The sequence below is a fragment of the Sphingomonas sp. genome (genome assembly GCF_013816785.1).
Taxonomy (GTDB): Bacteria; Pseudomonadota; Alphaproteobacteria; order Sphingomonadales; family Sphingomonadaceae; genus Sphingomicrobium.
On the sequence record NZ_JACDDV010000001.1, the window covers coordinates 1 to 26,875 of the forward strand.

Annotated in this window: 29 protein-coding genes; 11 read left to right on the forward strand and 18 right to left on the reverse strand. The window is 65.0% G+C overall.

Annotated features, from left to right (window positions below):
- Nucleotides 1-53: 53 nt before the first annotated feature.
- Together H0W65_RS00005 and H0W65_RS00010 are read left to right on the forward strand one after the other, a co-directional pair.
- On the forward strand, nt 54-1,526 hold the full coding sequence (locus H0W65_RS00005; RefSeq protein ID WP_294002472.1) for an AMP-binding protein: 1,473 nt from the start codon (nt 54-56) through the stop codon (nt 1,524-1,526).
- On the forward strand, nt 1,523-2,740 hold the full coding sequence (locus tag H0W65_RS00010) for a pyridoxal-dependent decarboxylase, exosortase A system-associated (protein ID WP_294002474.1): 1,218 nt from the start codon (nt 1,523-1,525) through the stop codon (nt 2,738-2,740). Before H0W65_RS00005 ends, H0W65_RS00010 begins: the two co-directional genes overlap by 4 nt.
- On the opposite strand, the gene truA is transcribed toward H0W65_RS00010, so the two are convergent.
- The gene (gene truA, locus H0W65_RS00015) at nt 2,737-3,477 is read right to left on the reverse strand and encodes a tRNA pseudouridine(38-40) synthase TruA (protein WP_294002477.1); all 741 of its coding nucleotides are present in this window, start codon (nt 3,475-3,477) and stop codon (nt 2,737-2,739) included. The two genes, H0W65_RS00010 and truA, sit on opposite strands and share 4 nt — an antisense overlap.
- Entirely contained in the window at nt 3,474-4,373 is a 900-nt protein-coding gene (gene fmt, locus H0W65_RS00020; protein ID WP_294002479.1) for a methionyl-tRNA formyltransferase, read from the reverse strand. Before fmt ends, truA begins: the two co-directional genes overlap by 4 nt.
- A gap of 53 nt (nt 4,374-4,426) precedes the next feature.
- On the opposite strand from fmt, the gene recR reads away from it, so the two are divergent.
- Both recR and def read left to right on the forward strand, forming a co-directional pair.
- Nucleotides 4,427-5,023 (forward strand): recombination mediator RecR, encoded by a 597-nt coding sequence (gene recR / locus H0W65_RS00025; RefSeq protein WP_294002482.1) that lies wholly within the window; start codon nt 4,427-4,429, stop codon nt 5,021-5,023.
- A 45-nt stretch (nt 5,024-5,068) separates the two neighbouring features.
- Nucleotides 5,069-5,611, forward strand: coding sequence for a peptide deformylase (def, locus tag H0W65_RS00030; RefSeq protein WP_294002485.1), 543 nt, complete (start codon nt 5,069-5,071; stop codon nt 5,609-5,611).
- Here the strand turns inward: def and H0W65_RS00035 are convergent.
- A complete protein-coding gene (locus H0W65_RS00035) occupies nt 5,608-5,991 on the reverse strand; it encodes a four-helix bundle copper-binding protein (protein ID WP_294002487.1) in 384 nt (127 codons plus the stop codon). The genes def and H0W65_RS00035 overlap by 4 nt on opposite strands.
- Before the next feature lie 105 nt (nt 5,992-6,096).
- Here H0W65_RS00035 and H0W65_RS00040 point away from each other — a divergent pair, with 105 nt between their 5' ends.
- On the forward strand, nt 6,097-7,479 hold the full coding sequence (locus H0W65_RS00040; RefSeq protein WP_294002490.1) for a DNA recombination protein RmuC: 1,383 nt from the start codon (nt 6,097-6,099) through the stop codon (nt 7,477-7,479).
- A gap of 88 nt (nt 7,480-7,567) precedes the next feature.
- On the opposite strand, the gene H0W65_RS00045 is transcribed toward H0W65_RS00040, so the two are convergent.
- Genes H0W65_RS00045 through H0W65_RS00085 form a run of 9 tightly spaced genes read right to left on the reverse strand, consistent with a single transcriptional unit; the run spans nt 7,568 to nt 13,959 of the window.
- Complete coding sequence (locus H0W65_RS00045; RefSeq protein ID WP_294002492.1) at nt 7,568-7,981, reverse strand: META domain-containing protein; 414 nt, start codon at nt 7,979-7,981, stop codon at nt 7,568-7,570.
- On the reverse strand, nt 7,982-8,797 hold the full coding sequence (locus H0W65_RS00050; protein ID WP_294002495.1) for an META domain-containing protein: 816 nt from the start codon (nt 8,795-8,797) through the stop codon (nt 7,982-7,984).
- A gap of 23 nt (nt 8,798-8,820) precedes the next feature.
- Nucleotides 8,821-9,624 carry an RNA methyltransferase gene (locus tag H0W65_RS00055; RefSeq protein ID WP_294002775.1) on the reverse strand — a complete coding sequence of 268 codons (804 nt, stop codon included), beginning with the start codon at nt 9,622-9,624 and terminating at the stop codon, nt 8,821-8,823.
- On the reverse strand, nt 9,624-9,896 hold the full coding sequence (locus H0W65_RS00060) for an HPr family phosphocarrier protein (RefSeq protein ID WP_294002498.1): 273 nt from the start codon (nt 9,894-9,896) through the stop codon (nt 9,624-9,626). Before H0W65_RS00060 ends, H0W65_RS00055 begins: the two co-directional genes overlap by 1 nt.
- Nucleotides 9,893-10,300 carry a PTS sugar transporter subunit IIA gene (locus tag H0W65_RS00065; protein WP_294002501.1) on the reverse strand — a complete coding sequence of 136 codons (408 nt, stop codon included), beginning with the start codon at nt 10,298-10,300 and terminating at the stop codon, nt 9,893-9,895. Before H0W65_RS00065 ends, H0W65_RS00060 begins: the two co-directional genes overlap by 4 nt.
- Nucleotides 10,301-11,248, reverse strand: a complete 948-nt coding sequence (gene rapZ / locus H0W65_RS00070) for an RNase adapter RapZ (RefSeq protein WP_294002504.1) — start codon at nt 11,246-11,248, stop codon at nt 10,301-10,303.
- Between the two features lie 2 nt (nt 11,249-11,250).
- A complete protein-coding gene (locus H0W65_RS00075; protein ID WP_294002506.1) occupies nt 11,251-11,691 on the reverse strand; it encodes an HPr kinase/phosphorylase in 441 nt (146 codons plus the stop codon).
- On the reverse strand, nt 11,688-13,262 hold the full coding sequence (locus H0W65_RS00080) for a HAMP domain-containing sensor histidine kinase (RefSeq protein ID WP_294002508.1): 1,575 nt from the start codon (nt 13,260-13,262) through the stop codon (nt 11,688-11,690). The genes H0W65_RS00075 and H0W65_RS00080 overlap by 4 nt, the downstream gene beginning before the upstream one ends.
- Entirely contained in the window at nt 13,231-13,959 is a 729-nt protein-coding gene (locus H0W65_RS00085) for a response regulator transcription factor (RefSeq protein ID WP_294002511.1), read from the reverse strand. The genes H0W65_RS00080 and H0W65_RS00085 overlap by 32 nt, the downstream gene beginning before the upstream one ends.
- A 167-nt stretch (nt 13,960-14,126) precedes the next feature.
- On the opposite strand from H0W65_RS00085, the gene H0W65_RS00090 reads away from it, so the two are divergent.
- Together H0W65_RS00090 and H0W65_RS00095 are read left to right on the forward strand one after the other, a co-directional pair.
- Nucleotides 14,127-15,761: a phosphoenolpyruvate carboxykinase gene (locus tag H0W65_RS00090; protein ID WP_294002513.1), complete on the forward strand. Its 1,635-nt coding sequence runs from the start codon at nt 14,127-14,129 to the stop codon at nt 15,759-15,761.
- A gap of 63 nt (nt 15,762-15,824) precedes the next feature.
- The gene (locus H0W65_RS00095; RefSeq protein ID WP_294002515.1) at nt 15,825-16,247 is read left to right on the forward strand and encodes a hypothetical protein; all 423 of its coding nucleotides are present in this window, start codon (nt 15,825-15,827) and stop codon (nt 16,245-16,247) included.
- Here H0W65_RS00095 and H0W65_RS00100 read toward each other — a convergent pair.
- The 3 genes from H0W65_RS00100 to H0W65_RS00110 are packed head-to-tail and all read right to left on the reverse strand — an operon-like array spanning nt 16,244 to nt 19,548.
- Entirely contained in the window at nt 16,244-18,103 is a 1,860-nt protein-coding gene (locus H0W65_RS00100; protein WP_294002518.1) for a DUF885 family protein, read from the reverse strand. The two genes, H0W65_RS00095 and H0W65_RS00100, sit on opposite strands and share 4 nt — an antisense overlap.
- A gap of 15 nt (nt 18,104-18,118) precedes the next feature.
- Complete coding sequence (locus H0W65_RS00105; protein ID WP_294002521.1) at nt 18,119-18,574, reverse strand: NfeD family protein; 456 nt, start codon at nt 18,572-18,574, stop codon at nt 18,119-18,121.
- Complete coding sequence (locus tag H0W65_RS00110) at nt 18,574-19,548, reverse strand: SPFH domain-containing protein (protein ID WP_294002524.1); 975 nt, start codon at nt 19,546-19,548, stop codon at nt 18,574-18,576. Before H0W65_RS00110 ends, H0W65_RS00105 begins: the two co-directional genes overlap by 1 nt.
- 65 nt (nt 19,549-19,613) lie before the next feature.
- Between H0W65_RS00110 and H0W65_RS00115 the strand changes: the two genes are divergently transcribed.
- Genes H0W65_RS00115 through H0W65_RS00130 form a run of 4 tightly spaced genes read left to right on the forward strand, consistent with a single transcriptional unit; the run spans nt 19,614 to nt 23,656 of the window.
- Nucleotides 19,614-20,429, forward strand: a complete 816-nt coding sequence (locus H0W65_RS00115) for a CoA ester lyase (RefSeq protein ID WP_294002527.1) — start codon at nt 19,614-19,616, stop codon at nt 20,427-20,429.
- Between the two features lie 39 nt (nt 20,430-20,468).
- Entirely contained in the window at nt 20,469-21,944 is a 1,476-nt protein-coding gene (gene guaB / locus H0W65_RS00120; RefSeq protein ID WP_294002530.1) for an IMP dehydrogenase, read from the forward strand.
- A gap of 3 nt (nt 21,945-21,947) precedes the next feature.
- Nucleotides 21,948-23,132 (forward strand): RsmB/NOP family class I SAM-dependent RNA methyltransferase, encoded by a 1,185-nt coding sequence (locus H0W65_RS00125; protein WP_294002533.1) that lies wholly within the window; start codon nt 21,948-21,950, stop codon nt 23,130-23,132.
- A 26-nt stretch (nt 23,133-23,158) separates the two neighbouring features.
- Nucleotides 23,159-23,656, forward strand: coding sequence for a tetratricopeptide repeat protein (locus tag H0W65_RS00130; protein WP_294002536.1), 498 nt, complete (start codon nt 23,159-23,161; stop codon nt 23,654-23,656).
- 4 nt (nt 23,657-23,660) lie between these two features.
- Here the strand turns inward: H0W65_RS00130 and rsmA are convergent, their stop codons facing one another.
- The 3 genes from rsmA to H0W65_RS00145 are packed head-to-tail and all read right to left on the reverse strand — an operon-like array spanning nt 23,661 to nt 26,819.
- Complete coding sequence (gene rsmA, locus H0W65_RS00135; protein ID WP_294002538.1) at nt 23,661-24,479, reverse strand: 16S rRNA (adenine(1518)-N(6)/adenine(1519)-N(6))-dimethyltransferase RsmA; 819 nt, start codon at nt 24,477-24,479, stop codon at nt 23,661-23,663.
- Entirely contained in the window at nt 24,476-25,480 is a 1,005-nt protein-coding gene (gene pdxA, locus H0W65_RS00140) for a 4-hydroxythreonine-4-phosphate dehydrogenase PdxA (protein ID WP_294002541.1), read from the reverse strand. The genes rsmA and pdxA overlap by 4 nt, the downstream gene beginning before the upstream one ends.
- Before the next feature lie 13 nt (nt 25,481-25,493).
- Nucleotides 25,494-26,819 (reverse strand): peptidylprolyl isomerase, encoded by a 1,326-nt coding sequence (locus H0W65_RS00145; protein ID WP_294002543.1) that lies wholly within the window; start codon nt 26,817-26,819, stop codon nt 25,494-25,496.
- Nucleotides 26,820-26,875: the final 56 nt, after the last annotated feature.

Here is a 26,875-nt window from a genome sequence, read left to right on the forward strand (position 1 = left end):
TTGGAGGGAGGCAAGCTTTGCACCCCCGGACGACCATCGCTAGGCCCGACGGCGTGAGGCTGGATCCGACGCCCTATCCACTCGACCATTTGACCCTGCGCGGCGCGTGGGACGATCCGGCGTTGGTGGTCGAGGGAGAAACGCTGAGCTATGCCGATCTCGATCGAGCCGTAGGGCGTGCAGCCGCTCAATTGGCGGACGGCCGCGCGCCGGGGGACCGTGTCGCCAGCTGGATGGGCAAGACCCGCCTATCCTGCATTCTCCCGCTGGCCGCGGCACGTGCCGGACTGGTCCATGTGCCGATCAATCCCGTCCTCAAACGCGCCCAGGCCGCGCACATCCTCGCCGATAGCGGCGCGGCCCTCCTAATTGCCAATCGCGCCCGCTTAGCGACGCTCGATCCTGGCGATCTCGCCGATGGTCAGGCGGTTGCGCTCGAGGACTGGCGGCAGTCGGAGCATGTGCTGCCAGCATCTAACCATGATCCCAACGATCTCGCCGCGCTGCTTTATACCTCCGGCTCGACCGGCCGCCCCAAGGGGGTGATGCTCAGCCACGCCAACCTCTGGCTGGGCGCGATCAGTGTCGCTCATTATCTCGGCCTTGCCTCCAACGACCGCACCCTATGCGTGCTGCCATTGGCGTTCGATTATGGCCAGAACCAGTTGCTCGCCGCCTGGTCATCGGGCGGTTGCGCGATCGCCTTTGACTATCTCCTGCCGCGCGACGTGGTCCGCGCGGTGGGGCGTCATGACGTCACGGCCCTCGCGGGCGTCCCCCCGCTGTGGCTCCAGCTGGCCGAACAAAAATGGGGTGAGGCGGGGGCGAGCCTGCGGACCCTCACCAACAGTGGCGGCCATCTGCCCGACCCGCTCGTCCGCCGCTTGCGCGCCCTATTCCCGCAGGCGAAGCTCCACCTGATGTACGGTCTCACCGAAGCCTTCCGCTCGTCGAGCCTCGACCCGGCGCTGGTCGACGCGCACGCTGACAGCATCGGCACCGCCATCCCCTTCGCCGACCTGCGCGTCGTCCGACCCGACGGCAGCGAAGCCGCGCCGGGAGAGGAGGGCGAGCTGGTCCACTCGGGTCCGCTGGTCGCGAAAGGCTATTGGAACGACCCCGCGCGCACCGCCGAACGCTTCCGCCCCGCGACCGGCGGTGGCCTCGAAGTCTGGTCGGGCGACACCGTCGTCAAGGGCGACGACGGCCTGCTCCGCTTCCGCGGGCGCGACGATGCGATGATCAAGGTCAGCGGCAACCGAATCAGCCCGACCGAAATCGAGGAGGCCGCGCTCGCCAGCGGCGCAGTGCGCGACGCTGCCGCCCTCGGCATCCCGGATGACCGGCTCGGCCAGGCGATTGTCCTGATCGTGGTCGGCGGGGGCGACGAGGAAGCCCTGCGTTCTCACCTCCGCCGCGAGCTTCCGGCGCACATGCAGCCCTCGCGGATCATGTGGAAGGAAGCGCTCCCGATCGGCGCCACCGGCAAGCTCGACCGCGCCGCGCTCAAGGCGGAACTCGCGTGAAGCCGCTCGGCCCAATCCCACCCGGCTTCACCGCTGACGAGGGTGGGCATCTCTTGATCGGGGGCCGGTCCGCCGAATATTTGGCAAGCCAGAACGGCACCCCCCTGTTCGTCTACGACACGGCGCGCATCGCCGATCAGGTCGCCCGGTTTCGGGCTGCCTTCCCGTCCGAAGCCAAGCTTCATTATGCCGTAAAAGCAAATTCTTACGCGCCATTGCTCGACGTGATATCAAAACTGGTTGACGGCTTCGATGTCGCCTCGGCAGGCGAGCTGGAACGGGTCGCAGGCCTTCGTCTGCCGATCAGCTTCGCCGGCCCTGGCAAGCGCGACGAAGAACTGGAGGCAGCGATCCGCGCCGGGGTGACCCTTAACCTTGAAAGCCAAGGCGAGGCGGATCGTGCGCTCGCCACCGCCGCTCGCCTCGGCCAAACCCCAAGCCTCGCTATCCGCGTCAATCCGCCGTTCGGCCTCAAAGGCGCAGGAATGAAGATGGGCGGTCTCGGCTCGCAATTCGGAATCGACCACGACCGGGTCCCGGCGCTGGTCCGCCGCTTGCTCGACGCCGGCGCCGGTTGGCAGGGATTGCACATTTACGCCGGCAGCCAGGCGCTCAACGCTGACGCGTTGATTGAGCTTCAATGCGAAACCGTTGCGCTCGCCGGGGTCATTGCCGAAGAGGCCGGCGCCAGCCCGCCGCACGTCAATCTGGGCGGCGGTTTCGGCATTCCCTATTTCGCCAGGGACGAACCGCTCGACCTCGATGCCGTCGGAGCTGCACTTTTCAAGACCTTGAAAAACAGATCGGAAAATCTCGCGCCTACCATATTCGCAATCGAGCTTGGCCGTTGGCTGGTTGGCGAGGCTGGGGTTTACCTGACCCGAATCGTCGACCGCAAGATCAGCCGGGGCCGCACCTTTCTCGTCACGGACGGCGGCCTTCACCACCAGCTCGCCGCGTCGGGCAATTTCGGCCAGCTTTTGCGACGCAACTATCCCGTGGCGATTGCCACGCGTTTTGCCGCCGAGCCGCAGGAAGAAGCGACCGTAGTCGGTTGCCTCTGCACTCCGCTCGACCTGCTAGCCGACGAGGCGATGTTGCCTCACGCCGACGTCGGCGATCTCGTCGCCATCTTCTGCGCCGGCGCCTACGGCCTCACTGCGAGCCCGACCGGCTTCCTCGGCCAGCCGCCGGCCGCTGAAGTACTGGTCTAGGGGTAGATTGCCTCGACAAAATAAAGCCCGTCGGGCGGTGCGTTGAGGCCGAGCGCGGCTCGATCCTTTGCTTTCAGCGCGGCATCGATATCGTCAGGCGCCCACCGCCCGCGCCCGACCAGCGCCAGACATCCGACCATCGACCGCACCTGGTGATGGAGGAAGCTGCGCGCTGCGGCGCGGATGTGAATCTCCTCACCGACCCGCTCGACCGTCAACGTGTCGAGCGTCTTGACCGGGCTTGCCGATTGGCAATGGGCCGAGCGGAAGGTGGTGAAATCGTGGTGGCCGACCAGAAGCGCTGCCCCCTCGACCATCGCAGTGACTTCGAGCGGCTCGGCGATATGCCACAACTTGCTGCGCTCCAGCGCCGGCGGCGCCCGCCGGTTGAGGATGCGATAGAGATAGCGCCGCCCGGTACACGAAAAACGCGCGTGCCAGTCGTCCGCGACATGCCCGACCGCCGTCACGCTGACCGGCGCCGGGCGCACCAGCGCGTTGATCCCTTCGCGCAGTCGATGCTCGGTGAGCGGCTTCGATATGTCCGCATGCGACTCCATCGCCAGCGCGTGCACCCCGGCATCGGTCCGCCCCGCACCGTGCACCGTGATTTGCTCGCCGGTCATCTGGGCCAGCGCCTGCTCGATCGTCGCCTGGACCGACTCGCCAAGGACCTGCCGCTGCCAGCCGACGAAGGGCCCGCCGTCAAACTCGACCGTGAGTCTCCAGCGCGTCATGCGAGCACAGTCCCCGAAACAATGGGAAAGCCGCGTAGAAACTCGTCGAGCCCCATCGGCGACCGCCCCGCGCGCTGGAGGAGTAGCGGCCGCACCGCACCATCGCCGCACGCCACCGTCAGTCGCTCGTCGATCACTTCGCCTGGTTCGCCAAGCCCATCGGCCAGACCGGCGGCGAGCAGCTTGACCCGGTCTCCCCCATGCTCGAACCAGGCGCCGGGGAAGGGGGCCAGTCCCTGGACCTGGCGCTGAACAGTTGTCGCCGGTTGCGACCAGTCAATCCGCGCTTCTTCCTTCAATATCTTGGCCGCATAGGTGATACCCTGGTCGGGTTGCGGCGTCGCTTTGGGTTGCTCGGATAGCACCTCGATTATCATTGCCGCGCCAAGATTCGCCAATTTTTCCGCTAGCTGGGCGCTGTTGCTCGTACCGACCGTCAACTCGCGCTTAAGCAACATGGGGCCCGTATCGAGGCCAGCTTCCATCTGCATGATGGTCACGCCGGTTGCCTCGTCTCCCGCCATGATGGCGCGCTGGGTCGGCGCGGCTCCGCGCCACCGCGGCAACAGCGAGGCGTGGACGTTGAGGCAGCCGAGCCGTGGCGCATCCAGGATGGATTGCGGCAGAATCAATCCGTAGGCGGCGACGACCGCCACATCGGCTTTCAGGGTGGCAAACTCCACCTGTTCCAACTCGCCCTTGAGCGAGCGCGGCGACCGCACCTCGATCCCCATCTCCCCCGCCCGCACTTCAATCGCCGTCGGCCGCTCGGCCTTGCCCCGCCCAGCCGGGCGAGGCGGCTGAGTGTAGGCGACCACGACCTCATGCCCAGCGTCCACCAACGCATCGAGCGTCGGCACGGCGAACTCCGGCGATCCCATGAAGATGATCCGCATGGTCGCCCTATGGCGCGGCTTGCGCGGCCCGCCAATCCACTTATGTCTCGCGCATGGCATCTCAGCAGATCGAAGCGCTGACGCAAGCGCTCGCCCGCCTTCCCGGGCTCGGCCCGCGCTCAGCACGGCGCGCGGTGCTTCATTTGATGAAGAAGCGCGAGGCGGCGCTCGACCCGCTGCTGGCCGCTCTCAAATCGGTGTCGGAAAGCCTGTCGATTTGCTCGACCTGCGGCAACCTCGACACCGCTGACCCCTGCGCTATCTGCCGCGATCCGCGTCGCGACGAGCGTCTGCTGTGCGTAGTCGAGGAAGTCGCCGACCTGTGGGCGCTTGATCGTTCACGGTTGTTTCCAGGCCGCTTCCATGTGCTCGGCGGCCGGCTTTCCGCGCTCGAAGGCATTCGTCCCGAAGATTTGTCGATCGACAAACTCGTCGCCCGCATCGCTGCTGGCGGCATCGACGAGGTAGTTCTCGCCATGAACGCAACGCTGGAGGGCCAGACCACCGCCCATTACCTCGCCGAACGCTTGGAAAAGTTTCCTATTCGCCTCACCCAGTTGGCGCACGGCCTTCCAGTCGGAGGCGAGCTCGATTATCTCGACGAAGGGACGCTCGCCCAGGCGCTGCGCGCGCGGCGGCCGGTGGCGTGATTTCCCTCCCTTGCCGGGAGGATAGCCGCCGACTAAATCGCGCCCATGTCGCTTCTGCCCATCATCGAGGTTCCCGACCCGCTGCTCCGTGCCCAATCGGCACCCGTCGAATCGCTCACCGATGCGGTCGCGCGACTCATCGCCGACATGTTCGAAACGATGTACGAAGCTCCGGGCATAGGGCTCGCCGCCGTCCAGGTCGCGGTCCCTCGGCGGCTATTGATAATCGATCTGCAGGATCCGGAGGAAGAAGACGGCGAGCCCGTGAAGCGCCCCCACGTATTTATCAACCCCGAGATCGTCGAGTGGTCCGACACGACCAAAATCTACAATGAAGGGTGTCTGTCTATCCCCGACCAATATGCCGAGATCGAGCGCCCCGACCGGGTCCGTGCCCGCTGGACCGACGAGAAGGGCAAGCCGCGTGAAGGCGACTTCGACGGCCTCATGTCGGTCTGCCTCCAGCATGAGGTCGACCATCTGAACGGCGTGCTGTTCATAGACCATCTCTCGCGGCTCAAGCGCGACATGGTGGTGCGCAAGGTAGTCAAGGCCCGGCGCGACCGGGAAAAGGCCGCAATCCTCTAAGCGAGCGACGCCGCCGCGTTGCGGCAATCGGTCGCGCATTCGCGGCAGATCTGCGCGCACAGTTTGCAATGCTCCATGTCATGCTTCTCGCACTCGGCCGCGCATTGCTCGCACATCCGTGCGCAAAGCTCGAGCAGCTCACGCAGCATCGGCTGGTCGTCGCCGGTCCGCCGCGCCCCCAGCCGAGCCGTTGCCTCGCAGATGTCCGAGCAATCGAGGCACAGGCGGATGCACTGCTTCATGTCCATCGGCTCGGCCATGCACGCGTCGGCGCAGCTCATGCACATTTTCGCGCAATACATTAGGTGATGCACCGCATCGCCCAGTGCCCGGTTGTTGCTGTCCTTGGGGTGAAGCGCGATCATCTTGCGAATGGACATGGAATCTCCTGTTGCTCGTGAACCCCAGCATGGGCGCAAGGTTCCGCTTGAGCAAGGGCGGTGGCTTGGCTAAGTTCGCTATTCGTTCCGCGTAAGGAGGACCAGTTGGACGCGACCTTGATCATCCTCACACTCGTTGCGCTCGCCCTCGGCGTGCTGCTCGGCTGGTTGGTCGGTTCGCGTGGCAGCACGGCCGGGCAAGGCGTGGCCGAATCGCTGCGACTTCAGCTCGACGCGGTGCGCGAGGAGCGGGACGTCCACTCCCGGTCGATCGAGGCGCTCAGGACCGAGCATCACGAGCTTTCGTCGCGCCACGCCGCCGCCACCGCAGCGCAGGAGGAGCGCGAGCGCGGGTTCGAGCAGCGGCTGGCCGAGTTGGTGGCCGCCAAGGAAGCGCTGGGCGCTCAATTCGCCGAGGTCGGGGGCAAGCTGCTCGACAGCGCGCAGAAACAATTCCTCGAGCGGGCCGACCAGCGCTTCAAGGAAAGCGAGGCGACGTCGGGAAACAATCTAAAGGCCTTGCTGCAGCCGGTTCACGAGCGGTTGCAGAAATATGAGGAGACGGTGGCCAAGGTCGAGAATGAGCGCAAGGACGCGTTCGGCCTTTTGACCGGTCATATCGAGGCGATGAAGAGCGGCACCGAGCGGGTTTCGGCCGAGGCCGCCAAGCTGGTCAACGCCCTCAGGAATGCGCCCAAGGCGCGGGGCCGCTGGGGCGAGCAACAGTTGCGCAACGTGCTCGAAAGCTGCGGCCTTAGCGAACATGCCGATTTCGCCACCGAGGTCAGTCGGTCAGACGAGGACGGTGGGCGCATCCGCCCCGACGTCATTGTCCGCATTCCGGGCGGACAGAGCCTTGTCATCGACGCCAAGGTCAGCCTCAATTCCTATCAAGATGCGTTCGGCGCGGTCGACGAGGTCGCGCGCAAGCTTCATCTCGCCGCTCACGCTACAGCGATCAAGGCGCACGTCAACACGCTCGGAAACAAGGCTTATTGGGCCCAGTTCGTCGATGCCCCGGACTATGTCGTAATGTTCATCCCGGGCGAGCATTTCCTCTCGGCTGCGCTGGAGGAGGATGGCAAATTGTGGGACTATGCCTTCGATCGGCGCGTGCTGCTCGCCACCCCGACCAATTTAATCGCCATCGCCCGCACGGTCGCGGCGGTGTGGCGGCAGGAGAAGCTGGCCAAGGAAGCACGACAGATCGGGGAGCTCGGCAAGGAACTCTACGACCGCCTGGCCAAGGCGGCGAGCGAATTGCGCAAGGTCGGCTCGGGCCTGACGAGCGCGGTCAACAATTACAACAGCTTCGTATCGAGTTTCGAGAGTCGATCGCTGGTCACCGCGCGCAAATTTCGCGATCTTAATATCGAGCCGAGTGCGCGCGAAATCGAGGATGTCCCGCCGGTCGAGGCGCTGGCTCGCTACGGCGATGACAAGGTTCTGCCGCCCCCTTCGGCCAATGAGGATGACGCAGCGGCGTGACCGTCAGCGCGTGCGAAGGAAACTAATCGACCCGCTTGGTCTGTCCAAGCGCGAGCTTTCGGGGTCGGGATGGTGGCGGTGAGCGCCACTACGGCGCGCGAACCAGATCGATGGAGCCGATCCGGTTGCGGAGGCGGATACCGCCGCCCGGCGGGGTCTCGATCGCCATTGGTTGGGAAGCGATTTCGAATCCGCGCCGTTCGAACCGCATTTGTTCTTGGGGGAGACAGCCTAAGAGGGTGGCGGCCCAGTTGCTCGTCGGCGCCACCAATCCGCGTTCGACGCTGAGGCCGCCGCCGCCTCGATTGCAGCCGAATTGGGCGCTTCCCGAAGGTGGATTGATCAGAAAGTTGAAGCGTGAACCGCCACCGGTGGGCTCACCGTTCACCGCTACGACTGTCCATTGTCCGCGCGGGTCGATCGTCACATCAGTTGGCGGCGACTGCGTCGCGCAGCCGGCAAGAAGCTGGGACAGCAGCAGTATCGATACCAGCCCGCGCATTTAACGCGCTCGGGTCAGCTCAATCGCGCCAAGGCGATTGGACAGGGTAAGCCGGTCGCCGCTTTCGATCAGGGTGACGGGTTGGCCCACAATCGCCACGCCCTGCGCCTCGAAGCTGCCGCTTGGGCAGGCCAGCTTGGTCATCGCCAGTGCACTGGCGGTAAGGGTGCTGCCATTGACGCGATAGCTGCCGTTAAGAGAGTTGCAGCCGAACTTGCCCGACATCCGGCTGGCCATGAAATTCAAATAAAAGCCGCTTCGGGGAACTGGCTGACCATTGATCGAAACCACCCGCCAATTGGTATTCGACAGGTTGAAGACGCCCTGCGGCGTAGACTGATAAGCGCCTTCGTTCGGGGCCGCGAAGAAGGACGCGGCGCCGCCGCAGCCGCGGTAGTCACGGCCGTCGACCCGAACCTGAACCTGGTCGGGGTAGGTGCGGTCGCTCATTCCGTCGCTGCAGCGCGAATGAACGATGTTCACGTTGATCCGGCGGCCCTGGTAGATTTCGCCGGCATACCCGTTCCGCACCGGCGGCGTCCGCTCGGTCACGGTAAGGTTGGTGCCGCGGTCCGTGAATATCATATCCCGGCCGATGGTCAGATCCCAGAACGGCTCGGTTCCGATCGCCCGATAATTGCCCTGTTGGCCGGGATAGGGTTGGGGCGGATATGGCTGGGGCGGGTAGGGCTGCGGATAGGGGCCGGGGTCGGGGTATCCAGCTGATCCCTGGCCAGGATAATTAGAATCGCCCGGATAGGTCTGGCAAGCGGCGAGACCGAGGATGAGCAGCGGCAGAGCGAAGATCGTTTTCATGCCGGAACAAACCCGCGAACCGTTCAGCGGTTCCTCCAACTGGCCCGTACCTGGTAGGCCATCACCGCCGCCGCGACCGCCGCATTAAGGCTGTCGGCGCGGCCCAGCATAGGCATTTTAACGATCAGGTCGCACTCGGTTTCGTAGGCTGCGGGCAGACCTTGGCTCTCGTTGCCGATCAGGAGGAAGCAGGGCCGCTCATAAACCGCCTCGAGATAGTCCTGGTTCGTATTAAGGCTGGTCCCGACCAATTGGCCCGGTCCGGACCGCAGCCAGGGCAAGAATTCCTCCCACCGTGCGGTCGCCACGGCCTGAGTAAAGATGGCCCCCATCGACGCGCGCACCGCTTCGACGGAAAAGGGGTCGGCGCTGTCGTCGAGCAGTATCAGCCCGCCGACGCCGGTCGCATCGCCGGTCCTGAGGATGGTGCCGATATTGCCCGGATCGCGCAGCGCTTGGGCGACGATCCATAGCGGCGAAGCGGTGCGGTCGATGGCGGCGAGGCTGACGTCGGGCTGGCGGTAGGCGCCGAGGATCGCCTGGGGGTTATCCTTGCCCGACATTTTGGACAATATGTCGGGGCTGGTCTCGATGACATCGCCGCCGGCCGCTTCGGTCGCGGCGATGATCTCGGCGGCCAGCGGGAGAACTCCGTCCTTGCCCGAAAAGGCGATGATCTCGGGCAGGTGCCCCATGTCGCGTGCTTCGGCCAGGATGCGCAGCCCCTCGGCCAGGAACAGCCCTTCCTTGCGACGCGCCTTCCTGTCCCGCAGCGCCCGGATTCGCTTGACCGTTTCGTTCGAGAAAGAGGCGATCAGGCGAGGAATCAGTCTTCCCCGAACCGTCCCTCGACCAGTGCTGTCAGCTGGTCGATCGCCTCGATACAGCCGTCGCCTTCGCAGTGAATGACGATCGTATCGCCCATCGCAGCGCCGAGCATCATCAGCCCCATGATCGAGGTACCGCAGACGCGGTTGCCGTCCTTTTCGACCTCGACCTTGGCCGAGAGTGTTGATGCGACGGTGACGAATTTCGCGCTCGCCCGGGCGTGGAGCCCGCGGCGGTTGGTGATTTCGATGACGCGGTGATGGGCGCTCAAGCCGCTGCCTCGCCGAGGATTTCCGAGGCGACCGAAATATATTTGCGCCCCGCCTCGCGCGCCGCGGCCACGGCAGCTTTGACGGTCATCGCCTTGCGCGCGCCCTCCAGCCGGATCAGCATGGGCAGGTTCACCCCGGCAATAACCTCGATATTTTCGCTTTTCATCAGGCTTATCGCCAGATTCGACGGGGTGCCGCCGAACAGGTCGGTCAGAATGATCACGCCCTTGCCCTGGTCGCAGCGCTGAATCGCGTTACCAATGTCGGTGCGGCGCGCTTCCATATCGTCGTCAGCGTCGATGCAGATGCCTTCGATGGCCTGCTGTGGCCCGACGACATGTTCCATGGCGGTGATGAATTCGGCCGCCAGACGGCCGTGGGTCACCAGCACTAATCCGATCATTCACTCACTCGCTTCGTCTCGTCCTGGCGGTTCTGGCTCGCGGCCAAAATCCGCAGGTTGTCCCTCTATCGTATCGCTCGGCGCAGAAGTGAGGTCACGGTGGCGGACAATCGGGGAAAAACCCGCGGCGCGCAACCGGTTCGCCATCTCGGCTGCCGCCACCACCGACCGGTGCCGACCCCCCGTGCAGCCGAACGCCACCGTCAAATAGCTTTTGCCGGCGGCCCAATAGCGGGGAATAAGGCTGGTTAACAGGGTCTCGATCTGTTCCATGGTTGGCGCCCAGGCCGGATCGGCTGTGACATAGGCTTGTACCGCCGAATCCTCGCCGGTCAGCGGGCGCAATCCGTCCTCCCAGTGGGGATTGGCGATGAAGCGCATGTCGAACATCAGATCGGCGGTACGCGACACGCCGCGGGCGAAGCCGAACGAAGCGATGGTGATCACCGGCTGGTCGACCTCGCCGCCGTAACGGCGGCTGAGTTCGTCGCGCAGCGCGGCCGGCGAAAGGTCGGTAGTGTCGAGGACCGTATCGGCGATCGCGCGGATCGGCGCGGTGGTGCTGCGCTCGCGGGCAATGCCGTCCTCGGCCGGCCGATCCGGTGCCAGCGGATGACGCCGGCGGGTTTCGCCGTAGCGGCGCATCAGCTCGCTTCCGGCGCAATCTAGGTAGAGAATTTCGGGCGTAACGCCCTTGATCGAGCGGACTAGGCCAGGCAGCGCCTGCGGATCGAAGCCGCGGCTGCGCACATCCATGCCGACCGCCACCGGCATCGCTTGGCGTGCGTCGCGCTCGCCATGAACGAAAAGGTCGAGCAGCGCGGTCGGCAGATTATCGACGCAGTCCCAGCCCATGTCCTCAAGCGCGTCGAGCACGGTTGATTTGCCGGCCCCTGACATGCCGGTGACCAACAAGAGGCGCGGCAGCGAGGTTTGCCGCGCCGCCATGATTAAATGCTGAGGCCGAAACGATCGAGCGCTAGAGCCACTTTGGACGGAGCCGAAGCGGTCATCGCGTCGACCCTGATCAACGGCACCTTGATCCCCAGGACCAACCGTTCGCGACTGTCGTCCGGCAGGCGCTGGATTTCGCTGGTCAGTTCGACCAGCAGGGCAACCGGCAGATTCTCGACGACCGGCATGTCCACAATTCCCACCCCGCGAATTTCCAGCTTGCCCTTGATCTGCTCGGGCGCGGAAGCGATCAGCCGCTCGCCATCCTTGCGGACGATGGTGCGGTCATCGCTGACCAGGATGAAGCCGCGGTCGAGCAAGCGCAACGCCAGGTCGGACTTGCCGGACCCCGACGGGCCTTGGATAAGGACTGCGCGGCCATCCATCGAAACGGTCGAGGCGTGCAGATTCTCGAAGCTGAGGCGGGCCGAGCTCATGTTCGGTCGCCGGCCTTCAGCTTGATCGTGAAGCGGGCACCCGAAGGCGCGTCGTCGCGGTCGGCCACATCAATCTCCCCATCATGGCCCTCAACGATTGCGCGGGCGATCGCAAGGCCGAGTCCCGAATGGCGGCCGAAACCTTCGGCCTCCGGCCTCACTGAATGGAAGCGGTTAAAAATCGCCTCACGCAGGTCTGGCGGAACGCCGGGGCCTTCATCGTCGATGCGGATGAGGATTTCATCGCCGACATGAGTCGCGGCGATTTCGACCAGCCCGCCGGGCGGCGAGAAGCTGATCGCATTGTCGATGATATTGTCGATTGCCCGGGCCAGGCGACCGGGTTCGCCCATGACCGTCGCGCTGGCGCGGCGCGGTCGGGCGAAGGCGATGCGGACGTCGCCGGTCTCCCGCCGGGTCTCCCACGCCGAGACCAGTTGGCCAATGAGGATGCCAAGATCGACCGGCTCAAACCGCGCTCGCGCCAACTCGGCATCTGTCCGAGCCGCTTCGCCGACATCGCCGATCAACCGATCCAGGCGCGCCACGTCCTGGCGAATCACGTCGATCAATTGCTTGCGCAAGGCCGGATCTTCGACCCGCTCAAGGCTTTCGACCGCCGACCGCAATGATGCGAGTGGGTTTTTAAGTTCATGCGTGACGTCGGCGGCGAACGCCTCGATGTTGTCGATCCGGCGCCGCAGCGATTGACTCATGTCGCTGACCGATCGGGCCAGCAGGCCGATCTCATCGCGGCGCGAGGGCAGGCGAGGAACCTTGACCTCGCGCGCCCGGCCGAGGCGGACGCGGTGCGCGGCAAACGCGATTCGGCGGAGCGGGCGGACGATCGTCCGGGCCAAGAACAGCGACAGAAGGATCGACAGGATCGCTACCGCGCCGAGTGCCATGCTGAGCGAACCACGCTGCTTGCGAACGGTGCGCGTAAAAGCGCGGTCGTTGTCGGTCACCAGCAGGGTCGATCCGTCGCCGACCGGTGCTGCGGCCGAGAAGACCGGGGTCAGCTCGGGCGCCTGGCGAATCTGCGGCTCGGTCACTCCGGTTTCGCGCGACGCGACTACCTCTTGCCAGGCGTCCGCCCGATCGAGAGCCGGCTCGGTGAAGTCCTGGGGATTATCCTCGCCGACCAAGGCGTTGAAGCCGCGGTCGAGGGCGCGGGCGATATCCTTTTTCCACGATTGGGTGGTTGGATCGCGCAGCCGGTACGTCGGCCCTTCGACTCGCCAGCTGTCCAGTTGCAGCCTGCCGTCGGCACTGTATAGCCGCATCCGGCTTTGATTTTGCTTCGACAGCGCCGCGAGCAGCGTCTGGCGCTCGCCTGGTTCGACCCGGGTCAGCGCGATCGCGGCCATGGTCGCCTCCGACGCGACCTTCCTCACTCGCTCTTTCTCCAACCGGTTGCGATAGCTGTCGAGGTAGATGATCGACAGCGCGATCAGGACGAGCGTCAACACGTTCACCGCCAGGATGCGGTGGGTCAGCGTCCATCGTCCCGACCAGGCCAGGACGAGGTCCGCTTCGTCATTCTTCTCCGAATTTATATCCGACGCCATACAGGGTCTCGATTGCATCGAACTGGGGGTCGGCACCGCGGAACTTGCGGCGGATCCGCTTGATATGACTGTCGATGGTGCGATCATCGACATAAACATCGTCCTGATACGCGACGTCCAGCAGCTGGTTGCGCGATTTAACGACGCCCGGCCGCTGAGCGAGCGCTTCGAGGATAAGGAACTCGGTCACGGTCAGAGTGACCTCCTTGTTGTCCCACAGCACCTTGTGCCGCGCCGGGTCCATTACCAGCCGACCGCGCTCGATCAACGGCACCTCCTCGCCCTCGGCCTCTCCTGCCGCCTGGCCGACGCCGCGCGCGAGATCCTGGCGGCGGAGCAGGGCGCGAATGCGGGCGATCAGCAACCGCTGAGAGAAAGGCTTCGAAATATAATCGTCCGCGCCCATCGCCAGCCCGAGCGCTTCGTCGATCTCATCGTCCTTGCTGGTCAGGAAAATGACCGGCATCGTGCCCGTCCCGCCCTGTATTTCGCGCACCCGGCGAAGCAGCTCCATCCCGTCCATCTGCGGCATCTTGATGTCGAACACGCCAAGGTCGGGCGGATTGTCGGCGAAGGCTTTCAGCGCCGTGACCCCGTCGGAGTAGACTCGGGTCAGAAAACCCTCAGCCTGAAGCGCTATCGACACCGATGTCAGGATGTTGCGGTCGTCATCGACGAGCGCGATCACATGGCTCATGCCGGCTCCTCAGTCTGGCGCGGTTGGCGATAGACAGCCCGGCCCAGCGAAACAAGGGCAGGGGAGCAGCTTTGACCGCGGGCCGGACCGTCTGTATAGGCCCGTCGCATACCAAGGCGGCGACGATCTGAAGAGGTGTTGCCTTTGAAAATTCAAGGAGAATTGACTTGAGCGAGCGTAGCCCCGCGCACCGGCTGGATGCACAGGGAATCAACACCGGGGCCAAGGTCCACTGGAACCTGACGACCGCTCCGCTGGTCGAGCTGGCGGTGGCGCGCGGCGAAGGCAAGCTCGCCAAGGATGGCCCGCTGGTCGTGAAGACCGGCACGCACACCGGCCGCAGCGCGCAGGACAAATTCACGGTGCGCGATGCGACCACCGAGAGCAGTGTGTGGTGGGGCAAGTCCAACAAGCCCATCAGCCCGGAGCATTTCGCCAATCTCAAGGTTGATTTCCTGGCAGCTCTGGCTGGCAAAGAGAGCTTGTTCGCGCAGGATCTCTACGGCGGCTCGCAGCCCGAGCACCGCGTCAGGGTGCGAGTGATCAACGAATATGCCTGGCACAGCCTGTTTATCCGCACGATGCTGGTGCGCCCGCCACTTGAGGAACTCGCGGGCTTCGTTCCCGAATTCACGATCATCGACCTGCCGAGCTTCCGTGCCGATCCCGCGCGCCACGGCTGCCGCGGCGAGACGGTGATCGCGGTCAATCTAACCGAGAAACTGATCCTCATCGGCGGCACCGAATATGGCGGCGAGATGAAGAAGTCGGTGTTCGGCCTGCTGAACTACCTCCTGCCGCCGCAGGGTATCATGCCGATGCACTGCTCGGCCAACATCGGACCCGAAGGCGATACCGCGATCTTCTTCGGCCTCTCCGGTACCGGCAAGACGACGCTGTCGGCAGATAAGGCGCGTACGCTGATCGGCGACGACGAGCATGGTTGGTCGGACACCGCCGTGTTCAACTTCGAGGGCGGCTGCTACGCCAAGATGATCCGCCTGTCGCCCGACAGCGAGCCCGAGATTTACGCGACCACCAAGCGGTTTGGCACGGTGCTCGAAAATGTCGTGATGGACGAGGAAACGCGCCAGCTCGACCTCGACGATGCGACCCTCGCCGAGAACAGCCGCGGCGTCTATCCGATCGACTTCATCCCCAATTCGTCCGAGCGGAACATGGGGCCGGTGCCCAAAAACGTCATCATGCTGACCGCCGACGCCTTCGGCGTGCTGCCCCCGATCGCGCGGCTGACCCCCGACCAGGCGATGTATCACTTCCTGTCGGGCTACACCGCCAAGGTCGCCGGCACCGAAATCGGCGTGACCGAGCCGGAGGCGACCTTCTCGACCTGCTTCGGCGCGCCGTTCATGCCGCGCCACCCGTCGGTCTATGGCAATTTGCTCAAGGAACGGATTGCAAGGGGCGGCGTCACCTGCTGGCTGGTCAACACCGGCTGGACCGGCGGCAAATACGGCACCGGCAAACGCATGCCGATCAAGGAAACGCGCGCGCTCTTGAACGCCGCGCTCGACGGCAGCCTCAACAACGTCGAGTTCCGCAAGGATTCGAACTTCGGCTTCGAAGTGCCGGTCGCAGTGACGGGGGTCGACAATGCCATTCTCGACCCACGTTCGACCTGGGCCGACAAGGATGATTACGACGCCACGGCGGCCAAGCTGGTCGATTTGTTCGTCGCCAATTTCGCCGAATTCGCGGAACATGTTGACGAAGGCGTCCGACAATCGGGCCCTACGCAAACGCAAGTCCAGACGCAACAAACGCAGACTTCATCCGCTTAGGCCCGGTCATTGTTCGGGCCCGAAAGGAAGCCCGTTCAATGACCGACTGCAAGCCCAGACTATTTGGCGACGACGCCGGCATCGAGCGGATCGGCGAAGGCCTCCTTGCATGCACATTGCCGCGTGCCGACTGGACGCACCGAGGCGCACCTCGCCGCCACGACCTATCTCCTTACCCGCCGCCCGGACATCGATCTGGATGTCCAGCTTCCCGCCATCATTCGCGGCTACAACGAGAGCGTGGGCGGCGTGAACGATGATAAGCAGGGCTATCACGACACGATTACGCGAATGTTCCTGCATGGCGTGCGGCTATTTCTGACGGAGGCCGATCCCGACGACCCGCTGCACGAACTGGTCAACGAGCTGCTGCTCTCCCCCATGGGCCGCCGCGACTGGCCGCTGCGATTTTACAGCGCTGAGCGCCTGTTCTCGGTGAAGGCCAGGCGGGGATTCGTACCACCGGATCTAGCGGCGTTGCCCTAGACAGCTGCCGCCGCCTTCGCCTTCGAGACAAAGTCGTCGACGTTCTTTGCCAGGACGTCGAGCGGGACGTTCCCGCCCTTGACCACCGCGTCGTTATAGTCGCGCAGGTCGTATTTGGGTCCGAGCGCGGCTTGGGCCACCCCGCGCAGGCGGCCGATCTCGTTGTGGCCGACCTTGTAGCCGCAGGCTTGGCCGGGCCAGCTGCAATAGCGGTCGACCTCATTGGCGACTTCGAGCGGGTTGGAGCCGTTGACCTCGACGAAATAGGCAGCCCCCTGCTCGCGCGTCCAGCGCTTGGCGTGGAGACCGGTGTCGACCACCAGGCGGCAGGCGCGGAAATTGAGCGACTGCAGATAGCCCAATCGAGCGACTGGCAAATCATCATAGACGCCCAACTCGTCGACCAGCTGCTGGGCGTAAAGCGCCCAGCCTTCGGAATAGGCATTGAACGCCAGCAGGGTGCGGATCACCGGTAGCTGGTTGGCATATTCGCCCTGCCAAACATGGCCGGGAATCGCCTCATGCGCGGCAAGGTCGGGCAGGCTATATTTGCTGTGCAGGTCGGTCGAGCGCAGGTTGATCCAGAATTTGCCGGGGATCGTGCCGTCGGGTGAGCCCGCGCCGCCATAGGCACCGGGAGCGCCGGGTTCTTCCTCGGGCGGCAAGCGCTTAACCTCCAAATTGCCCTTGACCAGCGTACGGAAGGCGCGGGGCAACACGCCGCGAATGATCTGCAATCGTTCCTGGATGAAAGCGAAAATCTCCGCGCGGCCCTTGTCGCCATCGCTGAATTTGTAACGCGGATCCTTGGCCAGCGCGTTCATACGCGCTCCGACCGAGCCCTTGGTATATCCTAAGCTGCGGAGGATCGGGTCCATCCGCGCCTGCAATGCGCGCACCTGGTCGAGGCCTAGCTGGTGGATTTCCTCGGGCGACTGGCTGGTCGTGGTCGAGGCCTTCAGCGCCCAGCGATAATAGGCTTCGCCCATCGGCCGTGCCCACACGCCGGCGTCTGTGGTCGCGCGGTTGCGCTGGCGTTGAAGCTCGGCAAGCTGCCGCTCGAGCGCGGGTGCGACCTGGCCGGTGGCGATCGCCAGGGCGCGGCCGCGCCAGTCGCCGGCGATGTTTTTCGTCCGCCCGGTAAGGCTATCGACCAATCCGCCGCCCTTGCGCGCGCCATTGAGGCTGAGGCCAAGCTGCTTGATCGCTTTGTCGAGCAGGAAAGCTGGCGGGATGACGCCTTGCGCCGTGGCTGAACGGAGCCGCTCGGTCTCCCCGTCCAGTTGCCCGGCGTAGCTGCCGAGACGAGTCAAATAAGCCTCGGCATCCGCCACGTTTTTGACCGGGTGGTCGGTGTCGAGAAAACGCGGGACGTCGATGAACGCGCCGACATTCTGGATCACCACATAAGGCGTGTTGCGATAGCCTCCGACCGCGACGTCTCCGTATGGAAAGGCGAAGCCTTCGAGCGCGGTACGATAGGCGGAGCGGACGACGGCAAAACTCGTCGCGGTCGAATGGTCGAGCGCGGCGGTGTTCACCGATTCGGCGCGAGCGAGATCGGCGCGGACGACGTCGGCGATATGGCGCTGCCCACCCGGCGAACGGTCGGTGAGCAGCGAGCGCAGCGGGGCACGAGCACCGATGTCGAGCGCGAGGCTGGTCGCGGACTCGGGATAAAGCCCCAGCAGATTGTCGCCGAGCGATTCGATCAGCGATCCCGCCTCGGCCGCACCGATTGGGCGCCTGCCGGATCGACTGGCTGGCAGCGTGATGCAGCCGGGCAGGGCAACCGCGGCGACCCCCGCCGACAGTGTGCCTAGCGCCTGACGGCGTGAAAAACCGAGGTCAGTCATATTGAACGCTCCGAATTACTCAGGGGGAAGGAACTGCATCGGCTCGACGGTCAGACAATTGCCCTTGACCCCAGTGATCGTAACCCGATCGCCGACCGCCGCCGGGCCGCCGCGCGCAGTCCATTCGCCGTCGCCGACCCGCACCCGCCCGCCATGTTCGTCGATCGGATCGACGACCACCACCGACTTGCCGACCAGCCGACTGCCTGGATCATTGAGGCGCAGATTCTGGTCAGGGGTGTTGGGCTGCGCATACCAGCGCTTGCCGATCATCACCGCCAGCGCGGTGTAGATGGCGAACAGCACGAGTTGCGGCACCGTGCTGAGATCGAACAGCAGGGTGAACAACCCGGTTGCAACGGCCGCGGCGCCGATGAACAGCAGGAAAAACCCCGGTGCCAGCACTTCGGCAATCAGCAGGACGACCCCCCCGATCGCCCACAGCCAACCGGGTTCGATCCCCTTGAACATCAGCTCTCGACCTTGGGCAGGCCGCTACCACTCGTCTTGGACCGAACCGGGACGGTGACGGCACCGTCTTTGCCGAATACTTCGCGCGCCAGTTCACCGATGCCGCCCAGCGTGCCCATCAATTGGGTCGCTTCCAGCGGGAAGAGGATGGTCTTGGAGTTGGGCGAGGTTGCGAACTTGCCGAGCGCTTCGACATATTTCTGGGCGATGAAATAATTGATCGCCTGGGCGCTGCCGCCGGCGATCGCGTCGCTGACCGATTTGGTCGCATTGGCTTCAGCCTGGGCTGCCCGCTCGCGGGCTTCGGCGTCGCGGAAAGCGGCTTCCTTCTGCCCCTCGGCCTGCAGGATTCGGGCTTGCTTCTCGCCCTCGGCGCGCAGGATTTCGGACTGGCGCATGCCCTCGCTTTCGAGGATCGCGGCACGCTTCTCGCGCTCGGCTTTCATCTGCCGTGTCATGGCGTTGACGATGTCCGCTGGCGGGCGAATATCCTTCAGCTCGACCCGGGTGATCTTCACGCCCCAGCTTTCGGTGGCATGATCGACCACCGCGAGCAGCCGGGCGTTGATCTCGTCGCGTTTGGAGAGCGTCTCATCCAGGTCCATCGACCCCATGACGGTGCGCAAATTGGTCGTCGAAAGGGCCATGATTGCGGTATAGAGATCACTGACCTCATAGGCCGCTTTGGCCGCGTCGAGCACCTGGAAGAATACCACGCCATCGACCGCCACCATGGCGTTGTCCTTGGTGATGATTTCCTGCCCCGGGATGTCGAGCACCTGCTCCATCATGTTGATCTTGCGCCCGACGCGGGTGACGAACGGAATGACGAAGTTGATCCCCGGCTCGGCTACCCGCGTGAACCGCCCGAAATGCTCGATCGTGTAGCGATAGCCCTGATGGACTATCTTGACGCCCGACATCACCAGCAACAGCACTAGGACGACAAACGCGACCATGAATATTTCGATCATGACTCTCCCCTTTTCGGCCGCCATGATGGAGCGGCTTTGAGCCTCGTGGAAGGAAAATTCGGCCAATGAACAAAGAAAGCCCGCTCGACCTGTTCGACAAACGGGCGCTGCTGTTCCTCCCGGCCAGCAATCCGCGTGCCATCGCCAGGGCGCGGGCCAGCGACGCCGACCTCGTCATCCTCGACCTGGAGGATGCGGTGAAGCCGGACGACAAGGAGGCGGCGCGCGAGGCGGCAGTGGCGGCAGTAGCCGAGCAATGGCCGATGCCCGTCGCGATCCGCATCAACGGGGTCGCAAGCCTATGGTTCGACGCCGATGTCGCGGCGGTCGCGAAATCCGCCGCTGCCATGGTCGTCACCCCCCGGACGCAAGGCGTCGACGGTGTCGCACGAGTGGCGGCGCAAACCGGCAAACCGGTACTGGCAATGATCGAGACAGCTGCTGGCGTGCTTGCCGCGCCGGGAATCGCGCGCGTCGCTCAGGCGTTGATCGCGGGAACTAACGATTTGGCCGCCGATCTTCGCCTGCCGTCTGGCGCCGGTCGCCAACAGATGCAGATGGCGTTGCAGACGGTGGTGCTGGCGGCGCGCGCGGCGGGCGTCGCCGCGTTCGACGGAGTTTTCAATCGGCTAGACGATCCCGATGAGCTCGCGGCCGAATGCGCCGATTCGCGCCGTCTTGGGTTCGACGGCAAGTCGCTGATCCACCCCGACCAGATCGCCGCCTGCCAAGCGGCCTTCGCTCCGACGCCGGAGGAAATCGCCCGCGCCCGCCGTCTGATCGAGGCGGCTGGCGGTGGCGCCGAACGGTTCGAAGGGGCGATGGTCGAGACAATGCACGTCGCTGCCGCGCGGCGACTGCTGGCGCGGTCGCCCCACTGACGGGGTTGGCGAATCGCGCCGACCCTGCCAAAGGCCCGCATGGCCGACCTCCTCCACGATGACATTCCTCTCGGGCTGACCTTCGACGACGTGCTGTTGCAGCCGCTCGAATCCGGTGTGCTCCCCTCTAGTGCCGACACCCGTACTTTCCTCACTCGCGATATTCCGCTCCACATCCCGTTGCTGTCGGCGGCGATGGACACGGTGACCGAGGCCGACATGGCGATCGCGCTGGCCCAGCTTGGCGGAATCGGCGTGCTCCACCGCAATCTCGATCTCGACGCGCAGTCGGCGGCGGTGCGCGCCGTCAAAAGGTTCGAAAGCGGCATGGTCGTCAACCCGATCACCATGACTCCCGATCAGACGCTGGCCGAAGCGTTCGACCTGATGAAGGTTCACCGTATCTCGGGCATCCCGATCGTCGAGGCGTCGGGCAAGCTCGTCGGCATCCTCACCAATCGCGACGTCCGTTTCGCCGAGAACCCGCGTCAGCCGGTGCGCGAACTGATGACCGCCGACAATCTTGCCACCGTCCCGCTCGGCACCAGCCAGGAGGAGGCCCGGCGCCTGCTTCATCAGCGGCGGATCGAAAAATTGCTGGTGGTTGACGAGGCGCATCACTGCGTCGGGCTGATCACGGTCAAGGATATCGAGAAAGCGGTCGCCAGCCCCCACGCGACCAAGGACGCGCAGGGCCGCCTCCGCGTCGCTGCGGCGACGACGGTCGGCGACAATGGATTCGAGCGGTCCGAGGCGCTGATCGACGCCGGGGTCGACTGCATCGTCATCGACACCGCGCACGGTCATAACCATGACGTCTCGCGCGCGGTCGAGCGGGTCAAGAAACTGTCGAACAGCGTCCAGGTGATCGCCGGCAACATCGCCACCGCCGAGGCGGCGCGGGCGCTGGCCGGGGCGGGGGCCGATGCGATCAAGGTCGGCATCGGTCCCGGGTCGATCTGCACCACGCGGATCGTTGCCGGCGTCGGCGTGCCGCAACTCTCGGCGATCATGGCCGCGTCGAAGGCGGCGGCGGAGCAGGGCATACCGGTAATCGCCGATGGCGGCATCCGCACCTCGGGGGACATTGCCAAGGCGCTCGCCGCGGGCGCTTCGACCGTGATGGTTGGTTCGCTTCTAGCCGGCACCGAGGAGGCGCCGGGCGAGACCTTCCTCTATCAGGGCCGCGCCTATAAATCTTATCGCGGCATGGGCAGCGTCGGCGCGATGGCTCGTGGATCGGCCGACCGTTATTTTCAGCAGGACATCAAGGACCAACTCAAGCTCGTCCCTGAAGGCATCGAGGGCCAAGTGCCCTACAAGGGTCCGGTACGCGACATCGTCCATCAGCTGGTCGGCGGGGTTAAGGCGGCGATGGGCTACACGGGATCGCAGACGATTCCCGAGCTGCAACGGCGCGCACGGTTTGTGCGGATTACCAACGCCGGGTTGTCGGAAAGCCATGTCCACGACGTGGCCATCACCCGCGAGGCTCCCAATTACCCAACGCGCTAACTCATGACGCCTTCTGCCCGCGTTCAGGCGGCGATCGAGATTCTCGACGAAGTGATCGCCTCGTCGATCGCCGACGGGCCGCCGGCCGATGCCATCGTCCATCGTTACTTCAAGATGCGTCGCTATGCCGGATCGAAGGACCGTCGCGCTGTGCGCGAGCTTGCCTATCGCGCGATCCGGCGGGCAGGAGAGCGCCCTGTCAGCGGGCGCTCGGCTATGCTCGGCCTGGCTTCGGCCGATGACGAACTGGGCCTGCTGTTTGACGACTCGCCGCATGGTCCCCGCGCCCTTGTAGACGGGGAACGGCCCGCCAATCCGGCGTTATTTCCCGACTGGATTGAACAACAACTGTCGTCGCTCATCACCGCCGACGAACGGCCAGCGCTGCTCGGCCGCGCTCCGCTCGATTTGCGCATCAATGGAGCGCGAACCATCCGCGACGCCATGGTGGCGGCGTTCGAGGGCGCAACACCGACCAAGCTTAGCCCATGGGGCCTGCGCCTCCCGCCGGACAATCGCATCGACGCTCACCCCGCCTTCATCGATGGCCTCGTCGAAATCCAGGACGAAGGTAGTCAGCTGATCGCGCTCGCCTGCGCCCCGGCCGATAAAATGCGCATTCTCGACTTGTGCGCTGGGGCTGGGGGTAAGGCGTTGGCGCTCGCCGCCGCCGCGCCCGGTGCGACGATCATCGCCAGCGACACCAACCGCGCCCGCTTGTCGCAGCTTGCGCCCCGCGCCGCGCGAGCCGGGGCGACGATCGAGACGCGCCTGCTCGATGGCGGCCGCGAGGCCGAGCAGCTGGCCGATCTCGACGGTCAATGCGATGTCGTTCTGGTTGATGCGCCGTGCAGTGGGTCGGGCACGTGGCGCCGGACCCCCGAAGGGCGCTGGCGGCTGACGCCGGATCGGCTCGCCCGGCTGGTCGAGGTCCAGGCGCATCTGCTCGACCTCGCCGCGCCGCTGGTTAAGCCCGGCGGCGCGCTGGTTTACGCGACCTGTTCGATCCTATCGGCGGAAGGCGCCGACCAGGCGGCCAGCTTCTTAGGCCGCCGTTCATCTTGGATCGCGCAGGATGATTTATTCGTTGCGGGAGGCGGACGACGTGATGGACCGGGGCGGTTGCTGACTCCGGCGCATGACGCCACCGACGGCTTTTTCGTCGCGCGCTTCGGCAGGCCGTGCTAGGCGGTCGCGACTGGTTGGAGATTGTAATGCGCCTGACCCCGCTTGTTCTGTGCCTCGGCCTTGCCGCTTCGACCATGCCGGGGGTCCTGATCGGACAGCGGCCCGATGACCAGATCGCGCCGCAATCGGTCGCGCTGCTGAAGAAGGGCGAGGCCCTGATCGCGCAAGGCAAGCTGCTGGAGGCCGACGAAAGTCTCGAAACGGCGCTGGCGGTCGATCCTAAGAACCGCGCTGCATTTGTCGATCTCGCGCGGGTGGCGATCAAGCAGCAGTTGTTCGGTCAGGCGATCCGCATGACCAACAAGGCGCTGGCGCTGGAGCCGACTGATCGTTCCGCGCTGCAAGTGCAGGGCGAGGCCATGGTCGAGCTGGGTGCGCTGCCGCGGGCTCGCGAAACGCTGGCCAAGCTGCAGAAACTGTGCGGCCCCAAGGGCTGCGCCGAAGTTGCGCTGCTATCGACCGCGATCGGTCGCGGCCCGGCGTTAGCTGCGGTCAAGCCGGCCCCGACGCCCAAATCCAACTAATCGATTACGACAGGGCTCGAGCCAGCGCGACATAGTCGTCGATGCTGAGCGTCTCGGCGCGACGCTCCGGGTCAATGCCGAGCGGTTCAAGCTCTTCAAGCGCGCCGGGCATGGCCTTGAGGCTCGACCGCAGCATCTTGCGGCGCTGCCCGAATGCGGCGGCAGTCAGGCGCTCGATCACAGCTGGATCTACCCCCTCCGGCTGCGGAGCAGGGACGAGGTGGATCACCGCTGAAGCGACCTTGGGTGGCGGCACGAACGACGAGCGATGGACCAACATGGCGATTTTCGGAACCGCCCGCCATTGGGCCGCGATCGCCAGACGGCCATAATGTTCGCCGCCGGGTTTGGCGACGATCCGCTCGGCGACCTCGCGCTGGAACATCAGAGTCAGGGACGACCACCATGGCGGCCACGACCCGCCGAGCCAGCGCAGCAATAGGGCCGTCCCGACGTTATACGGAAGGTTGGCGACGATAGGGGCGCCATCGCCAATCTCGGCGCGCTCGTCGATGTCGAGCGCGTCGCCGGAGATGGTCCGCAACCGACCCTTGGCCTCCTGCTCGAGCTCGGCCAGCGCGGGCAGGCACCGCCGATCCCGCTCCACGGCAACGACACGGGCGCCGGTATCGAGCAGGGCGCGGGTCAACCCGCCCGGGCCAGGACCCACTTCATAAACGGTCTTGCCATCGAGCGGCCCGGGGATCGCGGCAATCCGCGCCAGCAGCTGGCGGTCGAGAATGAAATTCTGGCCCAGCGCCTTGGTCGCCTGGAGCCCGTGGCGGGCGATGACGTCACGCAGCGGCTCGGCGCCGTCGCTCATGGGCAGGCCGACTGGCGGACATAGGCGGCATCGGCCGCCATCCGGAGCGCGGCGGCCATGGCATGCGGATCGGCGCGGTCCTGCCCGGCGATGTCGAAAGCGGTGCCATGATCGGGAGAGGTGCGCACAATCGGCAGCCCGAGCGTGATGTTGACGCCTTCCTCGAAGTGCAGGGTCTTCAACGGGATCAGCGCCTGGTCATGATACATGCACAGCGCCGCGTCATATTGCCCACGCGCGGCGCCGTGGAACATCGCGTCCGCGGCGTGGGGCCCGGTTACCCGCCACCCCTCGGCGCGTAGCGCCTCGATCGCCGGGATGATTATTTCGATTTCCTCACGGCCTAGCGATCCGCCTTCGCCGGCGTGGGGATTGAGCCCGGCGACCGCCAACCGCGGCTCGGCGATTCCAAAATTGCGCTGAAGACCGCGGAGCGCAGCCCGGCCGCGCGCTTCGATCAGCGCGGCGGTCAGCACATCGGCGACCTGGGCAAGCGGGATGTGGGTCGTGACCGGAACCGTTCTCAGCGTCGGCCCGGCCAGCATCATCGCGACATTGCCCGGCGAAATTCCGCACCGCTCGGCGACAAATTCCGTCTGTCCCGGGTGTGAAAACCCGATCGCGTATAATTGCTGTTTGGATACCGGCCCGGTGATCATCGCTCCGACTGACCCCGACCGCGCAAGACCCACCGCGAGCTCCAGCGCGTCGAGTGAACAATGCGCGCCAGCGATGCTCGGGTGGCCGGGAATATCAGCTTCGGGCGCCGGAATGGCAAGGATCGGCAGGCCGACATCGAACGCGCTGTCGGCTTCGTCGGGATCATCAATCGCGGCGATCGGCCCGTCCCACACCGCAGCCAGACTACGCGGGTCGCCGATAGCGATAAATGGCATCAAGCCGAACCGGTCGCGATTATCCCAGCACTTGCCGACGACTTCAGGCCCAATCCCGGCGGGGTCGCCGAGAGAGACGGCGAGCGGACGATGCCTTGATGCCATTATGGCTTCCGCTCTAGCGGAAGTCGATCACCGCGTCACGGCGCAGATCGCGCAGGTAGCGCCGCGCGCGAAGGTTGACGCGCTCCTCGTTCATCTGCGCGTAAACCTGGTCGAAGGTCGGCGCGGTCGCGTCCACCTCATCGCGCCCGCACAGCACAAGGACGCGAATGCCCTCGTCGATCGAGCCGAATGGACGAGTCGCCTGGCCAACCTGCATTTGCAGCATCATTTCTTGCAGAGCAGGCGGGAGGTCACGCATCTTCACCTGATCCGATTCGATCACTTCGCCATGAAGGTCGGCTGCCAGCTTATCGGCCCCGCCACACCCGCCGATGGTCTGCGCCCCTTGGGCGAACCTCGCGACGATCGGCTGGCCTTGGGCAGCGGTAGTGCCCTTGGGAAGGGTAATCGAAATCTGTTTCAACGTCAGTAACGCGCTGCGCGGATCGGCAGTGCCAATCTTGCGGACATCCTGAACAGCCATGATCGAATAGCCGCCTGGCAGCCTGATCGGTTGCGACACTTGGCCGGGGCGCATCGTTCGGATGATGGTCGCCAGCTGGTCGGGCAGCTGTTCGGGGCGAACCCAGCCCAGGTCGCCGCCAACAGCCGCGGTCGATGCTTCGCTATATTGACGGGCATAGCCCACGAACGACCCGCCCTGCTGCAGCGCAGCGAAAATCTTGGCCGCGTTGGTTTCCGCCTGCTGCGCATTGGCGGTGTTGGCTGGCAGGAAAATCTCGCCGACCCGGAATTCCTCGGTGCCCTTCGAGGCCTCCAGCTTTTTGACGACCGCCTGGACCTCCTCGTCGCCGACGTTGACCGAGGATTCGATCTTTTTCGACTGGAGGCGGCGCCAGGCGATTTCGCCGGTGATCTGGCGGCGGATCGAGCGGATCGAGGACCCGCGTGACTTGAGGTAAGACGCCATTTGATCGGGCGTTTGCTTCACGTTGCCGGCGACGCGTGCGACGGTCTTGTCGACGTCGGCGTCCTTGATTTCGATTTCCTCGGACTTGGCGGCCTGAATCTGCAGCGTCTCGTCTATCAGGTTGCGAAGCACCTGTTGGCGCAGGGCATCGATCTCGTTGGCGGGAATCTGTCCGCCGTTGGCGATCGCGAGCAAGGCGAGGCGATGGTCGATGTCGGTCTGGGTGATGACCTCGCCATTGACGATGGCGGTGGCCTTGAACACCGATGGCATCGCCGATCCGAACACCTGCGGATTTTCGGGTAGCTTGAGGGTCGCGGTCGAGTCGACTTGCGGCTCGGCCGTGGGGGGCAAGGAGCCTTGCGCCGCCAACACCGCCGTGGCGGTCATCGCAAGACCAATAGCCAACGGGATGTACCGGGCCGGTCGGCCCTTCGCTTCAATCTGCTTCAATACCACCCCGG

Bases quoted from the DNA above. Each gene is read 5' to 3' on its own strand.
- H0W65_RS00065 (WP_294002501.1), bottom strand. From the start codon at position 10,300: ATGATCGGATTAGTGCTGGTGACCCACGGCCGTCTGGCGGCCGAATTC.
- fmt (WP_294002479.1), bottom strand. From the start codon at position 4,373: ATGCGGATCATCTTCATGGGATCGCCGGAGTTCGCCGTGCCGACGCTC.
- H0W65_RS00110 (WP_294002524.1), bottom strand. From the start codon at position 19,548: ATGATCGAAATATTCATGGTCGCGTTTGTCGTCCTAGTGCTGTTGCTG.
- H0W65_RS00035 (WP_294002487.1), bottom strand. From the start codon at position 5,991: ATGTCCATTCGCAAGATGATCGCGCTTCACCCCAAGGACAGCAACAAC.
- rapZ (WP_294002504.1), bottom strand. From the start codon at position 11,248: ATGGCGGCGCGGCAAACCTCGCTGCCGCGCCTCTTGTTGGTCACCGGC.
- H0W65_RS00105 (WP_294002521.1), bottom strand. From the start codon at position 18,574: ATGTTCAAGGGGATCGAACCCGGTTGGCTGTGGGCGATCGGGGGGGTC.
- H0W65_RS00125 (WP_294002533.1), top strand. From the start codon at position 21,948: ATGACGCCTTCTGCCCGCGTTCAGGCGGCGATCGAGATTCTCGACGAA.
- truA (WP_294002477.1), bottom strand. From the start codon at position 3,477: ATGACGCGCTGGAGACTCACGGTCGAGTTTGACGGCGGGCCCTTCGTC.
- H0W65_RS00100 (WP_294002518.1), bottom strand. From the start codon at position 18,103: ATGACTGACCTCGGTTTTTCACGCCGTCAGGCGCTAGGCACACTGTCG.
- H0W65_RS00085 (WP_294002511.1), bottom strand. From the start codon at position 13,959: ATGAGCCATGTGATCGCGCTCGTCGATGACGACCGCAACATCCTGACA.
- H0W65_RS00115 (WP_294002527.1), top strand. From the start codon at position 19,614: ATGAACAAAGAAAGCCCGCTCGACCTGTTCGACAAACGGGCGCTGCTG.
- recR (WP_294002482.1), top strand. From the start codon at position 4,427: ATGGCATCTCAGCAGATCGAAGCGCTGACGCAAGCGCTCGCCCGCCTT.
- rsmA (WP_294002538.1), bottom strand. From the start codon at position 24,479: ATGAGCGACGGCGCCGAGCCGCTGCGTGACGTCATCGCCCGCCACGGG.
- H0W65_RS00050 (WP_294002495.1), bottom strand. From the start codon at position 8,797: ATGAAAACGATCTTCGCTCTGCCGCTGCTCATCCTCGGTCTCGCCGCT.
- def (WP_294002485.1), top strand. From the start codon at position 5,069: ATGTCGCTTCTGCCCATCATCGAGGTTCCCGACCCGCTGCTCCGTGCC.
- H0W65_RS00080 (WP_294002508.1), bottom strand. From the start codon at position 13,262: ATGGCGTCGGATATAAATTCGGAGAAGAATGACGAAGCGGACCTCGTC.
- pdxA (WP_294002541.1), bottom strand. From the start codon at position 25,480: ATGGCATCAAGGCATCGTCCGCTCGCCGTCTCTCTCGGCGACCCCGCC.
- H0W65_RS00045 (WP_294002492.1), bottom strand. From the start codon at position 7,981: ATGCGCGGGCTGGTATCGATACTGCTGCTGTCCCAGCTTCTTGCCGGC.
- H0W65_RS00130 (WP_294002536.1), top strand. From the start codon at position 23,159: ATGCGCCTGACCCCGCTTGTTCTGTGCCTCGGCCTTGCCGCTTCGACC.
- H0W65_RS00075 (WP_294002506.1), bottom strand. From the start codon at position 11,691: ATGAGCTCGGCCCGCCTCAGCTTCGAGAATCTGCACGCCTCGACCGTT.
- guaB (WP_294002530.1), top strand. From the start codon at position 20,469: ATGGCCGACCTCCTCCACGATGACATTCCTCTCGGGCTGACCTTCGAC.